This is a genomic window from Cereibacter sediminicola (assembly GCF_007668225.1).
Classification (GTDB): Bacteria; Pseudomonadota; Alphaproteobacteria; order Rhodobacterales; family Rhodobacteraceae; genus Cereibacter_A; species Cereibacter_A azotoformans.
On sequence record NZ_VDEK01000007.1, the window covers coordinates 13,235 to 28,086 of the forward strand.

The 14,852-nt window shown below is 68.9% G+C and carries 17 protein-coding genes; 5 read left to right on the plus strand and 12 right to left on the minus strand.

Going from position 1 to position 14,852, the window contains the following annotated elements:
- Window positions 1-86 precede the first annotated feature (86 nt).
- The 3 genes from FG154_RS06860 to FG154_RS06870 form a co-directional block, all read right to left on the minus strand.
- Window positions 87-1,646: a methyl-accepting chemotaxis protein gene (locus FG154_RS06860; protein WP_145105803.1), complete on the minus strand. Its 1,560-nt coding sequence runs from the start codon at window positions 1,644-1,646 to the stop codon at window positions 87-89.
- A 166-nt stretch (window positions 1,647-1,812) separates the two neighbouring features.
- Entirely contained in the window at window positions 1,813-3,180 is a 1,368-nt protein-coding gene (locus FG154_RS06865) for an ATP-binding protein (protein WP_145105806.1), read from the minus strand.
- The gene (locus tag FG154_RS06870) at window positions 3,177-3,839 is read right to left on the minus strand and encodes a response regulator (RefSeq protein ID WP_145105809.1); all 663 of its coding nucleotides are present in this window, start codon (window positions 3,837-3,839) and stop codon (window positions 3,177-3,179) included. The genes FG154_RS06865 and FG154_RS06870 overlap by 4 nt, the downstream gene beginning before the upstream one ends.
- Window positions 3,840-3,989: 150 nt before the next feature.
- Here FG154_RS06870 and FG154_RS06875 point away from each other — a divergent pair, with 150 nt between their 5' ends.
- Both FG154_RS06875 and FG154_RS06880 read left to right on the plus strand, forming a co-directional pair.
- Entirely contained in the window at window positions 3,990-4,562 is a 573-nt protein-coding gene (locus FG154_RS06875; protein WP_145105812.1) for a cytochrome c oxidase subunit 3, read from the plus strand.
- A 3-nt stretch (window positions 4,563-4,565) separates the two neighbouring features.
- Entirely contained in the window at window positions 4,566-4,835 is a 270-nt protein-coding gene (locus FG154_RS06880; protein WP_145105815.1) for a hypothetical protein, read from the plus strand.
- 3 nt (window positions 4,836-4,838) lie between these two features.
- Here the strand turns inward: FG154_RS06880 and FG154_RS06885 are convergent, their stop codons facing one another.
- Window positions 4,839-5,432 carry an eCIS core domain-containing protein gene (locus FG154_RS06885; protein ID WP_145105818.1) on the minus strand — a complete coding sequence of 198 codons (594 nt, stop codon included), beginning with the start codon at window positions 5,430-5,432 and terminating at the stop codon, window positions 4,839-4,841.
- A 223-nt stretch (window positions 5,433-5,655) separates the two neighbouring features.
- On the opposite strand from FG154_RS06885, the gene FG154_RS06890 reads away from it, so the two are divergent.
- Together FG154_RS06890 and FG154_RS06895 are read left to right on the plus strand one after the other, a co-directional pair.
- Entirely contained in the window at window positions 5,656-5,964 is a 309-nt protein-coding gene (locus tag FG154_RS06890; RefSeq protein WP_246100149.1) for a DUF485 domain-containing protein, read from the plus strand.
- Entirely contained in the window at window positions 5,961-7,625 is a 1,665-nt protein-coding gene (locus tag FG154_RS06895) for a cation acetate symporter (RefSeq protein WP_145105820.1), read from the plus strand. Before FG154_RS06890 ends, FG154_RS06895 begins: the two co-directional genes overlap by 4 nt.
- A 68-nt stretch (window positions 7,626-7,693) precedes the next feature.
- Here FG154_RS06895 and FG154_RS06900 read toward each other — a convergent pair whose 3' ends face one another.
- The 7 genes from FG154_RS06900 to FG154_RS06930 form a co-directional block, all read right to left on the minus strand.
- Complete coding sequence (locus FG154_RS06900) at window positions 7,694-8,188, minus strand: DUF2076 domain-containing protein (protein WP_145105823.1); 495 nt, start codon at window positions 8,186-8,188, stop codon at window positions 7,694-7,696.
- 24 nt (window positions 8,189-8,212) lie between these two features.
- Window positions 8,213-8,923: a Bax inhibitor-1/YccA family protein gene (locus FG154_RS06905; RefSeq protein ID WP_145105826.1), complete on the minus strand. Its 711-nt coding sequence runs from the start codon at window positions 8,921-8,923 to the stop codon at window positions 8,213-8,215.
- A gap of 33 nt (window positions 8,924-8,956) precedes the next feature.
- A complete protein-coding gene (locus FG154_RS06910) occupies window positions 8,957-9,733 on the minus strand; it encodes a zf-HC2 domain-containing protein (protein WP_145105829.1) in 777 nt (258 codons plus the stop codon).
- Entirely contained in the window at window positions 9,717-10,250 is a 534-nt protein-coding gene (locus FG154_RS06915; RefSeq protein ID WP_145105832.1) for a sigma-70 family RNA polymerase sigma factor, read from the minus strand. Before FG154_RS06915 ends, FG154_RS06910 begins: the two co-directional genes overlap by 17 nt.
- A gap of 61 nt (window positions 10,251-10,311) precedes the next feature.
- On the minus strand, window positions 10,312-10,620 hold the full coding sequence (locus FG154_RS06920) for a hypothetical protein (RefSeq protein WP_145105835.1): 309 nt from the start codon (window positions 10,618-10,620) through the stop codon (window positions 10,312-10,314).
- Window positions 10,617-13,094 carry a cytochrome c oxidase subunit I gene (ctaD, locus tag FG154_RS06925; RefSeq protein WP_145105838.1) on the minus strand — a complete coding sequence of 826 codons (2,478 nt, stop codon included), beginning with the start codon at window positions 13,092-13,094 and terminating at the stop codon, window positions 10,617-10,619. The genes FG154_RS06920 and ctaD overlap by 4 nt, the downstream gene beginning before the upstream one ends.
- On the minus strand, window positions 13,091-13,744 hold the full coding sequence (locus FG154_RS06930) for a cytochrome c oxidase subunit II (RefSeq protein WP_425456838.1): 654 nt from the start codon (window positions 13,742-13,744) through the stop codon (window positions 13,091-13,093). The genes ctaD and FG154_RS06930 overlap by 4 nt, the downstream gene beginning before the upstream one ends.
- Window positions 13,745-13,762: 18 nt before the next feature.
- Here FG154_RS06930 and FG154_RS06935 point away from each other — a divergent pair, with 18 nt between their 5' ends.
- Window positions 13,763-14,278, plus strand: a complete 516-nt coding sequence (locus FG154_RS06935) for a DUF2231 domain-containing protein (protein WP_145105844.1) — start codon at window positions 13,763-13,765, stop codon at window positions 14,276-14,278.
- Here the strand turns inward: FG154_RS06935 and FG154_RS06940 are convergent.
- Entirely contained in the window at window positions 14,248-14,760 is a 513-nt protein-coding gene (locus tag FG154_RS06940) for a CopD family protein (RefSeq protein WP_145106116.1), read from the minus strand. The two genes, FG154_RS06935 and FG154_RS06940, sit on opposite strands and share 31 nt — an antisense overlap.
- Between the last annotated feature and the right edge of the window lie 92 nt (window positions 14,761-14,852).

Consider the following 14,852-nt stretch of genomic DNA (forward strand, 5'->3'; position numbering starts at 1 on the left):
GCAGGGTGCCGGCTCCGGGCTTGCGCATGCGGCCTGCCGTTCCCCGATCCTGATCGGGAGGACGGCAGGTCCTTGGTTCTGCCAGTTCAGGCCACCGCCCTCAGCGGCTGCGGGGCAGGGGCCAGATCGTCTTCCCCGGGCAGCGCCTCGGTGCCGGTGCGGAAGTAGTTGACGCTTGTCAACAGGCGGCGCGCCCGCGTGGCGAGTTCGTCGGCATCCTCATCCAGCAGGCGCGACGCGGCCTCGGTCTGCTGCGTCACCCGGTCCAGCGCGTCGATCGAGAGCGAGACCTGCCGCGCCCCTTCCGACAGCTCGCGCGAGGCCACCGAGATGTCCGTCACGAGGTTGGAGGTGCGCTCGATCTCGGGAACCAGCCGGTCGATCATCTCGCCGGCGCCGGCCGCGGCGCGCGCGGTATCTGCCGAGAGCGTCGAGATCTCGGCCGCCGCTTCGGCGCTGCGTTCGGCAAGGCGGCGCACCTCGGCGGCCACGACCGCGAAGCCGCGACCCTGCTCGCCGGCCCGCGCGGCCTCGACGGCGGCGTTGAGGGCGAGAAGATCCGTCTGGCGGGCAATCTCGCGGACGATCCCGATCCGCTCGGCGATGTCCTGCATCGAGCGCACGGCGTCCGCAACCGCCTCGCCGCAGCGGCGGGCATCATCGGTGGAACTGCTGGCGATACGGGCCGTCATGCCCGCGTTTTCCTCGGACTGGGTGATGTTGCCCACCATCTGCTCGACCGCGGCCGAGGCTTCGACCGTGGCCGCAGCCTGCTCTTCGGTGCCGGATTTCAGCTGGCCCGAGGCCGACGCCATCCGGCCGCTTGCGGCGGCCACGTCGCGTGCGGTGCCGGCCACTTCCTCCACCACCTCGCGCAGCTTCAGAAGCATGCTGTTGCTGGCCCCGAGAAGGTCGGCGATCTCGTCGCGGCCGCGGACTTCCTCGCCCTGCGACAGGTCACCCTGCGCGACCCGCTGTGTCAGGGCCAGCGCCCGCCTCAGTCCGCGGCCGATCGAGAGGGTGATCCACAGCGCGGCGGCCGAACCCAGAAGGCCCGCCATGGCCGCGATCAGCAGCACGAGCGCGAACATGCCGCGCACGTCGCTCTCCGATTCGGCCTTCACCCGGTCCAGGATCGCGAGCTTGTGCGCCACCAGTTCCTCGGAGAGCGTTTCGAGCGAACCTTCGAGATCGCTGGCCCCGTTCTCGCGCAGGTAGGCTGCCGCACCCTCCGGGTTGCCGCCGAGCGAGAAGATCATGGCGCGGTTGTTGATGCGCTGGATCTGCTTGCGCAGGTCGTTGTAGCGCACGACGATCTCGCGGCTGGTCTCGTCCACGGCGCTGTCGCGCAATTCGCGCAGCGCGCGGCGCTGGACCATCCGCCCTTCCTGCACGCTCGTCTCGATGCGGAAGGCCGAATCGGCGTCGCGGTCGAGCATGTGTGCCCGGATGCTGGCCATCACGCGATACTGGCCGATGCTCAGCCGCTGCGCGAGGACGACCTGGTGGACATGCTCATTGATCACCTGGGTCATCCGTGCGTCGAGGCGCTGGAGATGAAAGAGGGAAATGGCGACCGCCAGGCCGGACATGACGAAGACCACGGCGAAGGCCATGACCAGCTTGCTTCTAATCGTAACCTTCATGCTTCTCGCACCTTCTGCGCAGGGCCGGATCGCGAACGTCGCGTCTTGCCGGAATAGACCCTTGTCGCCGTCGGGGGGATCATCCATCAGAGAGGTTTACGAGATCTTTCGGACTAGGGGTAATCCCCCCGGGCGGGAGGCCGCCGCGCCGGACGCAATCTGAAGTTCAGGTGCCCACCGAGGGGGGCGGCAGGCTCGGGAAGGACAGGATGGCGGTTTCACCCTGTGGCTGGCGGGGTTCGAGGGTGAGGGTTGCGCCAAGCCGCGCGGCCGCAGTCTCGACGATGGCCAGACCAAGGCCGCTGCCCTCGCCCCGCGCGGTGGCGACCCGATAGAAGCGTTCCGTGATCCGCGCACGGGCCGCGGGTGGAATGCCATGGCCCTCGTCCCGGATCTCGGCCCGCCAGCCCCCGCCGGACAGACGAAACAGGAGATCGACGCGCCCCTCCGCGGCACTGGCCTGAAGGGCATTCTCGACGAGGTTGCGCAGCGCCACCACGAGAAGTCCGGGATCTGGTTGCAGCCGACCTGCCAGCTCCTCCGCGCAGTCGAAGCCGAGCCGCACGTCCTGCGCGACCGCGGCAGGGGCCGTCATCTCCAGCACCTCGGCTCCGATGCGGCCGAGGCTTCGTGGGGCGCCCTGCGGTGCCCCCTGATCCAGGGCCGCCATGTCGAGCAGTTGCCGCACCAGCCGGTCGGACCGGTCCACCGCGCTGCGGATCTGCGCCAGCGCATGAGCGCGCGTCGCTTCATCGGGCGCACGCTGCGCCACTTCGGCCTGCATCTTCAGCCCGGCGAGCGGGGTCTTCAGTTCATGCGCGGCATAGGCGGTAAAGTCCTGTTCATGCTGGCGCGCGGCCCTCACGCGCCGGAAGAGCCCGTTGAGCGCCGCCACGATGGGCGCCAGCTCGGGCGGGGCAGGGGCATCGAGCGGTGCGAGATCCTCGGCGGTGCGGCGTGACAGGTCTCTGGCCATCCGGTGAAGCGGGGCCAGACCGCCCCGCAGACTGAGCCAGATGGCGGCGGCAAGCAGGGGCAGCACCACGGCGGCGGGCCACATCAGCCCCAGCAGCATGTCGTTGGCCAGCCGCTTGCGGACCTGCAGGCTGTCGCCCACCATCACGCGGAGGCCACGCTCCTCGTCAACATGCGTATAGACGCGCCAGATGATCCCCTCGACCTCCCGCTCGCTGATGCCCTGGGATGCGACCGACAGCGCCTCGCGCGGGGCCTGCGCCGAGGCCGCCACCCGCGTCCCGTCAAGGCCCCAGACCTGGCACGAGAGCTGCCGCGCATAGCCGTGGCGGTCCTCGCCGGGAAGGGCGGGCGCGGCCATGCTCATCGCGGCATCGAGCGGCACCCCGTCACGCACGACCAGACTGCCCACCATCCGGGCGGCCTCGGCAAGCCGGTTGTCGAGCGCCCGGTTCAGTTCGGCACGGGTCGAGACATGGATCCAGACCGCGGCCGAGAGCCAGACCGCGCCGGTGGCGGTCATGAGGATCAGGAAAAGCCGCCCCCGCAGCGATCTCATCGGGCCTCCGCCAGCCGATAGCCCACGCCGCGCACCGTCTCGATGAAATCATGGCCAAGCTTCGAGCGCAGCTTGTGGATGTGGACCTCGACCGCGTTGCTCTCGATCTCTTCCTGCCAGCCGTAGAGCTGTTCCTCGAGCTGGGCCTTGCTGAGGATGGCGCGCGGTCGGTCCATCAGCGCGCGCAGCACCGAGAATTCCCTCGGCGAAAGGGGGACCGGCCCATCCGCCCGGCTGGCCACGAGGGCCGCGAGATCGAGCGTGACGCCGTTCCACTCGGGCCGGGTCTCGGACAGCGCGGCGGGGCGTCGGCCGAGGGCCCGGAGGCGCGCGGCCAGCTCCTCCAGCTCGAACGGCTTGCCGAGGTAGTCGTCGGCCCCGAGGTCGAGCCCGCGCACCCTGTCGTCGAGCCGGTCCCGCGCGGTCAGCACAAGCACCGGAACCGCAAGCCCGGCCGATCGCACCTCGACCAGAAGGTCCAGCCCCGAGCCGTCGGGCAGCATGAGATCCAGCACCATCGCATCGAACCGGCCCGCAAGAAGGGCTGCGCGTGCATCCTCGAGACTGGCGACCGTCTCGGGGCTGAAGCCGGCGATCCTGAGCCCCGCCCGCAGCCCGTCCGAGAGCACCGCGTCATCTTCGACGACGAGTATCCGCATCTGTCTCCGTCCCGTTGGAACGCATCAGGTAGCACGCGGGCTGCGCAGGCAACAGCCGGCCCGTCGGGCCGGGCGCACTTCCTTGCGCCTCCGCAACGAGGATCGCTGCGCGCCATGGCAGGAAGGACGCAGCCGGAACGAGAGGTCAGGATGCAGGATCAGACGCTGGTGGCGCCGCCACCCGAGGCCGAAGCGCCGCCCCTTCCGGGCGATCTGATGATGTGGATCCTCATCGTCTCGGAGCTGCTCGTCTTCGGCGCGGGGCTTGCGGCCATGATGGCGGTCCGCCTGAGCGATCCGGCCGGCTTTGCCGCGGCGCAGGACCTGCTTCACCGCGGCGCGGCGGGGCTGAACACGCTGGTTCTGGTCACCTCGGGCCTGCTTGCGGCCCTGGCCACGCGGGCGGCGTTCGAGGGCCGTGTTGCGCGGGTCCGCCTGCTGCTGGCCGGCGCGGCCGCTCTGGGGCTGGTGTTCCTGATTGTCAAGGGATCGGAGTTCCGCGATCTGGCCTCTGCCGGCATCTCGACCGAAAGCCATGCCTTCTTCACCTTCTACTATCTCCTGACGGGCTTTCATGCGGCCCATGTGGCGGCGGGGATCCTGCTCTTTGCCGTCGTGGGCTGGCGGTGCTGGCCCGCGGGTGTCGAGATGGCGGCCGCCTTCTGGCACATGGTGGATCTGGTCTGGGTCCTGATCCTGCCCGTCGTCTATCTGCTGAGGTGAACCATGACCCTGTTGCGCGCCTGGATCCTGCTGCTTGTCCTCTCCGGTCTCTCGGCCGCCTTCGCCGAATATTCCGCCCCCGGTGACACGGGTGCGGCGATGATGGCCGTCGGCGGGGCAGGGATGCTCCGCCTGACATGGCTCAAGGCGCGCACGATCCTAGCCTCCTACCTGCGGCTCGACGAGACGCCCCAGGCGCGGCGGATCTTCGGCCTGATCCTCGGGCTTTACCTGCTGCTGCTGGGCGGGCTCTTCCTCCTGCCGCTGGCCTGAGCCTTACCGCGGCGCCCGAGGCGGGGGCCGCGTGGCGCTCTCGGGCAGGAGGGGCGGCGGCCGGTTGGCAAGCGCCGCGGCGAAGGCCACGGCATCGGCCTCGACGGCCGCATCATCCCGCAGGTAGCGGCGCGCAAATCCGGCCACTCCCCATTCCCGATACTGGCCCACATGCCGCAGTTCGTGCGCCCAGAGCGAGGCATTGGCAAGCGCGTCCCCCTCATCGGCGAAGACCACCACCTCGCCCAGAGTGATGGCCGAGGCATTGCCATGCAGGATCGCGTTGCGCTGGAGCGAGAACTCGGTCCCGCCCCCCACGCGCCAGCGCACCATCTCGAGGTCGATGGCCGGAACATGGCCGACGAGCCGTTGCCGGATCGCCTCGGGGATCGGAGCCGTGCCTTCGGCCAGCGCCTGCCGGCGCGACTCCTCGATGGCGGAGGCGAGCATGGCGACCGCCTGCTGCTCGCCGGCCATGGCAAGCACACGAGCAAGGTTCCCCGCACCGGCAAGCGGGTCCTGCACGGGGCGCTCGGCCTGCGAGGGCAGGGGGAACAGCGCGAGGATCAGGGCGAGCGAACGGGGGATGGCTCGCATCCGGGCTCCTCCGAAGAATGTGCAGGGCGGGGCCTGGCGGCGCCAACAGTCCGGCGCGCCGCCCGGGTGTCAACGCTGCGGCGGCAAGGACCGGTTCCGCTCGCCGCATTGTGTCTGCCGCATTATGCCGCAGGTGCGGCATCTGATGCTGCAAGAGCAAAAGTTTCGCTTTGAATGTCGCTGGCAAACGAATATTGCGCGCCCAGGCACCGAGGAGGAGTTCATGGTTCCGATTCACGAAAAGATCCTGGCGGATCCGCGCTTCACGCAGCTGGTCGCCCGCCGCAACCGCTTTGCCATCACCTTGTCGATCATCGTGCTGGCCGTCTATGCATGTTTCGTCGTGGTGGCCGTGTTCCGGCCCGAGCTGTTCGCGATGCCCGTCTTCGGCACCTCGGCCTGGTGCGTCGGGCTTGTCGCCGGCTTCTGCATCCAGGCCTTCGCCTTTGCGATGACCGGCATCTATACCGCCCGCGCCAACGGCCAGTTCGACCGGCTCGCGCGTGAGGCCATCCGCGGGAGCGCCGCATGATCCGTATCTTCTTCCTGTCGGCGGCGGCGCTTGTGGCCATCGCCGGAACCGGCCTCGCCGCGGGCGGTGCCATCGAGGGCGACGTGACCAAGAGCTCGGTCAACCTCATCGCCATCTCCATGTTCCTGTTCTTTGTCGCGGCTACCCTCGTCCTTACGGCCTGGGCGGCGCGGCGCACCAAGTCGGCCTCGGACTTCTACACCGCGGGCGGCGGGATCACCGGCTTTCAGAACGGTCTGGCCATCGCGGGCGACTACATGTCGGCCGCGGCCTTCCTCGGCGTCTCGGGGATGGTGTTCGGCAAGGGCGTGGACGGCGTCTTCTACACCGTCGGCTGGACGGTCGGCTGGCCGCTGATCCTGTTCATGATCGCCGAGCGGCTGCGCAACCTTGGCCGCTTCACCTTCGCCGACGTGGCCTCGTTCCGGCTCGAGCAGACGCGCATCCGCACCCTTTCGGCCTTCGGCGCCCTGACGGTGGTCATCTTCTACCTGATCGCGCAGATGGTGGGGGCGGGCAAGCTGATCCAGCTGCTGTTCGGCCTGGAATATTCCTACGCCGTGATCCTCGTGGGCGTGCTGATGATGCTCTACGTCACCTTCGGGGGGATGCTGGCCACGACCTGGGTGCAGATCATCAAGGCCGTGCTGCTGCTGTCGGGGTGCACGCTGCTGGTTCTGCTGGGCCTCAGCCACTTCGGCTTCGACCCCGAGGTGATGATGCAGGCGGCGGTGGACAACCACGCGGCGCACGAGGCGATCCTCGCGCCCTCCAGCTCGATCTCGGATCCGATCACCGCCATTTCGCTCGCGTTGGCGCTGATGTGCGGCCCGGCCGGTCTGCCCCACATCCTGATGCGGTTCTTCACCGTGCCGGATGCGAAGGAAGCGCGGAAATCGGTCTTCTACGCCACCGGCTTCATCGGCTACTTCTTCATGCTGGCGGTGACGATCGGCTTCCTCGCGATCACGCTTGTCGGGACCAACCCCGACTACCTCGACGCGGCCGGTGCGCTGGTGGGCGGCGGCAACATGGCGGCGATCCATCTGTCGGAAGAGGTGGGGGGCGACGTGTTCCTCGGCTTCATCTCGGCGGTGGCCTTCGCGACGATCCTCGCCGTGGTCTCGGGCCTTGCCCTGTCGGGCGCCTCGGCGGTCAGCCATGACCTCTATGCCCGCGTGATCAAGAAGGGCGCGGCGTCGGACAAGACCGAAATGATGGTCTCGCGGATCGCCACGCTCGTCCTGGGCGTCCTGGCGATCGGCCTCGGCCTCGTGTTCGAGAACCAGAACATCGCCTTCATGGTCAGCCTTGCCTTTGGTCTGGCGGCCTCGGTGAACTTCCCCGTGCTGTTCCTGTCGATCTTCTGGAAGGACATGACCACGCGCGGCGCCTTCATCGGCGGCCTGATGGGTCTGGTCTCGGCCGTGGCCTGCGTGGTGCTGGGGCCGACGGTCTGGGTCAAGGTGCTGGGCTTCGAGACCGCGATCTTCCCGTGGGAGCAATATGCGCTGTTCTCGATGACGGCGGCCTTCTCGGGGATCTGGTTCTTCTCGGTCACCGACCGCTCCGAGCGGGCACGGCTCGACCGCGCGGGCTATCCGGCGCAGTTCGTGCGCTCCGAGACGGGTCTCGGCGCGGCGGGTGCGCTGGCCCACTGAGGGCCGATCGGGCAAGAAAAAGGGGCGCGGCCGGGAGACCGGCCGCGTCCCTGATCATTTCAGGACGCTCAGAGTTCGAAGTCGTCGAAGCCGCCCTCGTCGAAGCCCGGATCCTCGGCGGGCAACTCACCGGCCTCGGCCTCACCGGCGAACATGCCGCCGATCGCGTTGGCCAGCATCATGCCACCGGCCACGCCCATCGCGGTCTGCGCGGCACCGGCGAGGAAGCCGCCGCCTGCGGCCTGCGCGGGCGGAGCCACCGGCCGCCGCGGCGCGGCCGGCGCCGAGGGGCCGCCGAAGAGCTTGCCGAAGAAGCCGCCCTGCTGGGCACCCCCTCCCTGCCGAACCTGCGCCTCGAGCTGCTCGATCCGGGCCTGGGCCTGCTCGAGCGCCTGTTCCTGCACCACGATGGTCTGCGCCATGAAGTAGGGCGCGCCCGGCTGGCGGTTGATCCGCTGCGAGATGAAGGCCTCCGCCTCGGCGTCCCGTGCCGGGGCCGATTGCTCGACGGTGGCGAGCTTGTGGAACAGCCCTTCGATGGCCTGACGGTCGTTATGGTCCATGTGATCCCTCTGTGACTGGCAAGGTTACTCGCGCTCGCCCGTAAGCGAGAGCAGGAGCTGGAAGATGTTGATGAAGTTCAGGTAGAGCGACAGCGCCCCCATGACGGCAAGCTTCTGCGATGTCTCGGAGTCGTGGTGCTCGGCGTATTGCAGCTTGATCGACTGGGTGTCCCAGGCGGTCAGGCCCACGAACACCAGGATGCCGATGATCGAGATCGCGAACTGCAGCGCGGACGAGCCGAGGAAGAGGTTGATGACGCTCGCGATGATGACGCCGATCAGGCCCATCATCAGGAAGCTGCCGAACTGGCTCAGGTCGCGCTTGGTGGTGTAGCCGTAAAGGCTCATGCCGGCGAACATGGCCGCCGCGCCAAAGAAGGCGCGCGCGATCGAGGTGCCGGTGAAGACCAGGAAGATCGAGGCGAGCGACAGGCCCATCACGCCGCAGAAGGCCCAGAAGAGCATCTGCGCGGTGCCGGCCGAGATGGCCTCGATGCGGAAGGACAGAAACAGCACGAAGGCCAACGGCGCCAGCATCACGACCCATTTCAGCGGGGTCGAGAAGATCGGCACATAGATGGCGGGCGTGGCCGCGACGATCACGGCCACGAGGCCGGTCAGTGCGAGCCCGAGGCCCATGTAGTTGTAGATGCGCAGCATGTGGGCGCGCAGGCCCTCGTCGTAGTAGGCGCTCGGCGCAAAGCCGGCGCTGCGGCCACGGGGGGCAGGATTCATCGGTCGGATCTCCGTCACTGCTGGAAGTTGAGGTCAGTAAAGTGTGCGCGAGAGGCCGTCGGCCGCCTCGCGCAGCGCGTCGGGCGGGGCGGCCTCTGCCACGAGGACATGGGCCACCTCGCCGATCTGGAACCAGGCGACATCGCGGCCGCCGGCCTGGGTTGCGTCGGGCAGCGCGACCCGGAAGCTGCCGGGCCGCACCGCAAAGAGCGACAGCCGCCCCAGCCCCGGCGTCTCGAGCGCCATCTCGACGCTCGGGCCCTGCGGCGACGGGAAGATCTGCACGTCCTGCACCTGCCAGTCGGCGGGCAGGCCGGGCAGCAGGATCCCGGTCTTGGCGCGGATCTCGGCCGCGTCGAGGCGCGTTGCCGCGGGCTGGGACAGCATCGACAGACGCAGCCGGCCGGCCTCATGCGCCTCGAGGGCGGTCTGGATGAAAGCGGGCGGCGGCTCGGACGCCACCACATGCGACACGCGCAGCGGACCGAGGCCAGCGGCGCCGGCCCCGATCAGGCCGCCGAGCACCAGGACCGCCGCCATCGGCGCCAGCCGCACCAGCAGCCGGTCAAGGCCCAGCCCGCGGGCCAGCTTTCGTGCGGCGGCTCGCGTCTCGGGCGCCTCGTGCGGCAGCGGATCGGCAAAGGCCAGGCGCAACTCGTCGCGCGCCCGCAGGTCGGCCATCACCCGCGCCGCGGCCGCCGGATCGGCGGCAAGATGAGCCTCGACCGCCACGCGCCGCCAGGGGTCGAGCTGGTCATCGACATAGGCCATCAGGTCGAGCTCGGTCACCGGATCATGCATCGTCCGCATCGCGTCCTCCCACCACCCGGAGCGGCTGGCGCGCCGCTCCCGTGCCATCCTCGAACTCTCGCAGCGCCGCCCGCGCCCGGGCGATGCGCGACATGAGCGTGCCCTGCGGAACGCCCAGAACGAGCGCTGCCTCGTTGTAGGAAAGCCCCTCGATCGCCACGAGATGCAGGGCGGCGCGTTGCTCTTGCGGCAGCTGCGCAAAGGCCTCGCGGATCTGCGCCAGCCGCACCGCGCTTTCCTGCGGCGCGGGATGAGACGCGGGTGCCGCCTCCATCACCGCGGCCTCGCGCCGTTCGCGCGCGCGGCGGCTGCGCAGGCCGTCGATGAAGCTGTTGTGCAGGATCGACATGAGCCAGACCCGCAGCCCCTTGCCGCGCCGGAAGCTCGCCCGCCGCTCATGCGCGCGCAAGAGCGCCTCCTGCACCAGATCCTCGGCTTCCGCCTCGTCGCGGGTAAGCGACCGGGCGTAGCGCCGGAGCGGGGTCAGTACGGCAAGGATCTCGTCGGTTTCTCGCATCTTGCCCGATATACGGAGCCGGGCCGCTCCTTCATCCCGACACGGCGAGATTTTTTTGCGATCAGCCGGGGGGCAGGCATGTGGAGGTGACGGCCACCGGCACGAGGCTCCAGAGGGTGGCGAACAGCGCGGCGATGCACAGGACGAGGCTGGTGTGCCGGACAAAGCCCGGAGGTGCCCCGAAGCGGCGCGAACGGAGGGCGAGGAAGAGCACCCCCTGCAGTCCCACCGAGACCAGCGCCGCCGCGACCAGCGCCGGCCGCCCGCCGGGCCAGCCGCCCGAGCAGATCAGGCCATGCAGGCCATAGACCGCGCTGAAACAGACGAGCCAGAGCGTGAGAGGCAGGCTGATGCGGAGGATCGCGCTCATGCCAGAACCCCCGGCAGGCAGGCTGCGGCCACGCCCACGAGTCCGACAAAGGCCGCCCAGTCGATCCAGAGCCGCAGGATGCGCAGCGGCGCGATCCGCAAGGCCGAAAGACGGCCGCGGCCCTGCATGACCATCACGAACAGCGTCATTCCCAGCGCGAGCAGCGCGTGAAAGGCCGCGTAGCCGCCGATCACCCACACCGTTGCATCATAGGCATGGCGCTGGGGCACGGGCAGGGCAAAGAGAAGCATCAGCGCCGCCGCCGACAGGGCGCCGAGGCCGAGCAACGCCCCCGCCAGGGCGGGCGTCGGAGAGCCTCCGCCCGCGACCGACCGCAGCGCGAGGCGGACCAGAAGCGGCGCGGTTGCCGCTCCGCCAAGCAGAAGTGCGATGAGGAGCATCGAGGGCTGCAGCCACTCGGGCGGCGGCCAGTTCGGCGCCACCGTCCAGAGGAAGGCATAGCCGAACATCAGCGATCCGAAGAGCGTCGCATCGGCCAGAAGCAGGAAGAGCGATCCCCACCATCCCGGCGTGTCCGGCACCTCTCGCGGCAGGCTCTCGCCCCGGCCCACCGGCAGACGGCCCTCGTCGCGGCTGGAGGTGAGGCTCCAGACCCAGCGGCAGCCCAGGGCCGCGACGCCCGCAATGGCCAGCGGCACCAGCCAGAAGGTCTTGATCAGTATCCCGACGAAGAAGAGCCCGGTGGCAAGCGCAAGCTGGAAGGGCAGCGCGCTGTTGCCCGGATAGACGACCAGCGCCGCCGGACGCCCGCTGGCGACCTCGACCATCAGCGTCTCGCGTCGGTTGCCGCGCGCCTCGCCGAGGTAGAACTCGCCCTTCGCAATCCTGACCCCGAGATCGGGATCCTCGTGCAGAGGCTCGCGCGTGGTGATCTCGGGCAGGCTGGCGAAATTGTAGGCGGGCGGCGGCGTGGGCATCGCCCATTCGAGCGTGCCCGCACGCCACGGATTGCGGCTGCCCCGCACCGCCACAAGCGCGTTCATCGCCACGTCCAGCAGCACGAGGCCAAAGCCGATCGCCATGACGAAGCCGCCGATCGAGGAGATGAGATTGATGAGCTCCCATCCCTGACCGGGATCGTAGGTCTCGGTCCGGCGCCGCTGGCCGAGCAGCCCGACCCAGTGGACGGCCAGGAAGGTCGCGTGAAAGCCCAGCGTGATCAGCCAGAAGGCGGCGTCGCCCACCCGGAAGAACCGCTTGCGCCCCGTGACATGCGGCATCCAGTAATAAAGCGCGGCGAGCATCGGAAAGACGAAGCCGCCCACAAGGACGTAATGGAGGTGGGCCACGATGAAATGCGTGTCATGCACCTGCCAGTCGAACGGCACGACGGCCACCATCACGCCCGTCAGCCCGCCGATGACGAAGGTGGCGAAGAAGGCGAGGATCCACATCATCGGCAGCCGCATCTGCGGCGAGCCCCGCCAGAGCGTTCCGATCCAGGCAAAGATCTGCACCGCCGTCGGCACGGCGACGAGAGTCGAGGCGGCCGAGAAGAGCGCAAGCCCCATGTGCGGAATGCCCGTGGTGAACATGTGGTGCACCCAGAGCCCGAAGCTCAGGACGGCGAGCGCGATCGCCGCGGACACCACCCAGCGGTAGCCCATCAGCTCGGTCCGGGCCATGACGGGCAGGATCGTCGAGATCGCTCCGGCCGCGGGCAGGAAGATGATATAGACCTCGGGGTGGCCGAAGAGCCAGAAGAGATGCTGCCAGAGCAGGCTGTCGCCGCCCTCGGCCACTTGGAAGAAGGGCAGGCCGAAGGCGCGCTCAAGCTCGAGCAGGATCGAGCCGAGGATCAGCGGCGGAAAGCCTGTCAGGATCATGGTGGCCGTGATCAACGCATACCAGCCGTAGATCGGCATCCGGTCGAGCGACATGCCCGGCGCGCGGAAGCGCAGCACCGTCACCACGATCTCGACCGCCGCCGCGATGGCCGAGATCTCGACGAAGGTGATCCCGAGGAGCCAGAAGTCCGAGTTGATCCCCGGCGAGCCGAGTGTGGAGGCCAGCGGCGGATACATGAACCAGCCGCTGTCGGGCGCGATCCCGGCCAGCAGCGCGAAGATCAGCATCGAGCCGCCCAGCACATAGCACCAGAAGCCGTAGGCCGACAGGCGCGGATAGGCCAGATCGCGCGAGCCCAGCAGCTTGGGCAAGAGGTAGATCGTCAGCCCCTCGAACAGCGGGATCGCGAACAGGAACATCATGATGGTCCCGTGCATCGTGAAGAGCTGCGCGTAGGTTTCCGCCCCGACGAAGGCCGAGCGGGGGCTGGCAAGCTGCGCCCGGATGAGCATCGCGAGGATGCCGCCGATCAGGAAGAAGACGGCGGAGGCAAACATGAACATCCGCCCCAGATCCGTGTGGTTCACGGTGGTGAACCAGCCGCGCCAGCCGGATTCCGAGGCCCAGATCCGCGTGAGGATGCGGTGTCGGCGCAGGGCGTTCATGGGGCTCCTTCCTTCAGGAATGTATCCCAGTCCGCCGCATCGAGCGCGCGGACGGTGAAACGGTGGGTGCGGTAGCCGGGGCCGCTGAACTCGGCGCTGACGCCCGCATAGTCTCCGGGCCTGTGGGCCTCGATCCGCAGGATGTTCACATGGCCGGGAATGGCGTCCATCTTGCCGGCAAGGCGCGGCACCCAGAAGCCGTGGATGACGTCGAGGCTCGTGATCTCGACGTCGATCGGCCGGCCGGCGGGGATGTGAAGGATGTCCAGGGTCTCGAGGTCCGGGCGGTCCTCGTAGCCAAAGCGCCACTCCCACTGACGCGCCTCGGCGCGGACCGTCACCCGGTCGGGATGGTCGCGCGGCAGAAGCCGTTCCCCGATGACAAGCCCGTAAGCCAGCAGCGCCGCAAGCACCGTCAGCGGGAAGGCAAGGCCCATGCCCTGCAGCCAGACCCGCTCGCTCCCGCCGCCCGGTCGCGTGCGCATGGCCATGGTCAGCAGCACCACGACCAGCAGGAAGATCGCCGTGGCGCCGGCCAGCATCACCCACCAGAGCGTCGCGATCGCCTCGGCGGCCGGACCGGCCGGATGCACCGCCGAGAGATCCTCGGCGCAACCGGAGAGCAGGAACGGCGTTAGGGTGGGCAACAGCCAGCGCAGGAGAAGCCGATGCCGGAAAAGCAGGTGCAGACGAAGGACGAGACGCTGATCGATCCGATCAGTTCGAGCCCCGCCTTCGAGGAGACCGAAAGCCGTATCGCCATCTGGGGCCATCCGGCCCATGCGATGACCGTCTCTTTTCCGGTCGCGCTCACCTTCTGCACCTTCGGGGCGGACGGGCTCTACTGGCTCTCGGCCGACATCTTCTGGGCGCGGGCGGCGCTCTGGGCTGCGGGAACCGCCTTCCTCTTCGGCCTTGCGGCCGGCGTCACGGGCACGACCGAGCTTCTGATGGTGCCGGGCATCCGCGCCCGCGCGGCCGCCTGGACGCATTTCGTGATCGCCGTGGCGCTTCTGTCGGTGCTGGGCGCGAACTGGGGCTACCGGCTCCTCGGGTTCGAGGAGGCGGTTCTGCCCTACGGCATCCTGCTCTCGGGCTTCGGCGTGATCATGGTCTCGGCAGCGGGCTGGCATGGCGGCAAGCTCGTGTTCGATTATCGGCTGGGAACGTCGAAAGGAAGCTGAATGCCCAGCGGCTCCTGGAGCCAGTCGGGCAGCGGTATCCCCTGGAGGTCGGGCTTGGCCAGCACGAGGGTCAGGATCCCGAGCACGGGCACCAGCAGAAGCAGCAAGGGACCTGTGGCCGGGGGGACGCGGTGCGTCCCCTCGGTCTCGGCCACGATGACGAGCGTGTGGCCGACCCAGGCGTGGAACGCCACCAGCAGCGCCACGAAGACGAGCTTGGCGAACATCCACAGATCGAAGACCTCGCGCAGGAAGATCAGCAGCGTGCCGCTGGCGATGGCCAGCACCGCGCCGGGTGTCACCACCAGCGTGTAGCCGTAGTGGGTGGCGCGGCGCACGCGCGAATAATCCGCCTGCCCCGTTGTCTTGTCGTGGTGGCTCAGCATCAGCGGCAGGGCAAAGAGCCCTCCGCACCAGATCACGAGCATCGAGATGTGCAGCGCCTTGAGGTGCGGGATGATCGGCCCGAGGAACTCGATCATGTCCGGCAAGCCCGCGGCCTGCACGAGGACCGCGCCTCGATGTTCCGTGCCTTCATACCTTCCCCTCTCGCGAAGCGTGACGTGCGCGCGGG

Coding starts and splice junctions, on each gene's coding strand:
- FG154_RS06875 (WP_145105812.1), top strand. CDS start 3,990: ATGCAGGATCAGACGCTGGTGGCGCCGCCACCCGAGGCCGAAGCGCCG.
- FG154_RS06935 (WP_145105844.1), top strand. CDS start 13,763: ATGCCGGAAAAGCAGGTGCAGACGAAGGACGAGACGCTGATCGATCCG.
- FG154_RS06890 (WP_246100149.1), top strand. CDS start 5,656: ATGGTTCCGATTCACGAAAAGATCCTGGCGGATCCGCGCTTCACGCAG.
- FG154_RS06870 (WP_145105809.1), bottom strand. CDS start 3,839: ATGCGGATACTCGTCGTCGAAGATGACGCGGTGCTCTCGGACGGGCTG.
- FG154_RS06920 (WP_145105835.1), bottom strand. CDS start 10,620: ATGAGCGCGATCCTCCGCATCAGCCTGCCTCTCACGCTCTGGCTCGTC.
- FG154_RS06915 (WP_145105832.1), bottom strand. CDS start 10,250: ATGCGAGAAACCGACGAGATCCTTGCCGTACTGACCCCGCTCCGGCGC.
- FG154_RS06865 (WP_145105806.1), bottom strand. CDS start 3,180: ATGAGATCGCTGCGGGGGCGGCTTTTCCTGATCCTCATGACCGCCACC.
- FG154_RS06885 (WP_145105818.1), bottom strand. CDS start 5,432: ATGCGAGCCATCCCCCGTTCGCTCGCCCTGATCCTCGCGCTGTTCCCC.
- FG154_RS06900 (WP_145105823.1), bottom strand. CDS start 8,188: ATGGACCATAACGACCGTCAGGCCATCGAAGGGCTGTTCCACAAGCTC.
- FG154_RS06940 (WP_145106116.1), bottom strand. CDS start 14,760: ATGATCGAGTTCCTCGGGCCGATCATCCCGCACCTCAAGGCGCTGCAC.
- FG154_RS06905 (WP_145105826.1), bottom strand. CDS start 8,923: ATGAATCCTGCCCCCCGTGGCCGCAGCGCCGGCTTTGCGCCGAGCGCC.
- FG154_RS06910 (WP_145105829.1), bottom strand. CDS start 9,733: ATGCGGACGATGCATGATCCGGTGACCGAGCTCGACCTGATGGCCTAT.
- FG154_RS06860 (WP_145105803.1), bottom strand. CDS start 1,646: ATGAAGGTTACGATTAGAAGCAAGCTGGTCATGGCCTTCGCCGTGGTC.
- FG154_RS06895 (WP_145105820.1), top strand. CDS start 5,961: ATGATCCGTATCTTCTTCCTGTCGGCGGCGGCGCTTGTGGCCATCGCC.
- ctaD (WP_145105838.1), bottom strand. CDS start 13,094: ATGAACGCCCTGCGCCGACACCGCATCCTCACGCGGATCTGGGCCTCG.
- FG154_RS06880 (WP_145105815.1), top strand. CDS start 4,566: ATGACCCTGTTGCGCGCCTGGATCCTGCTGCTTGTCCTCTCCGGTCTC.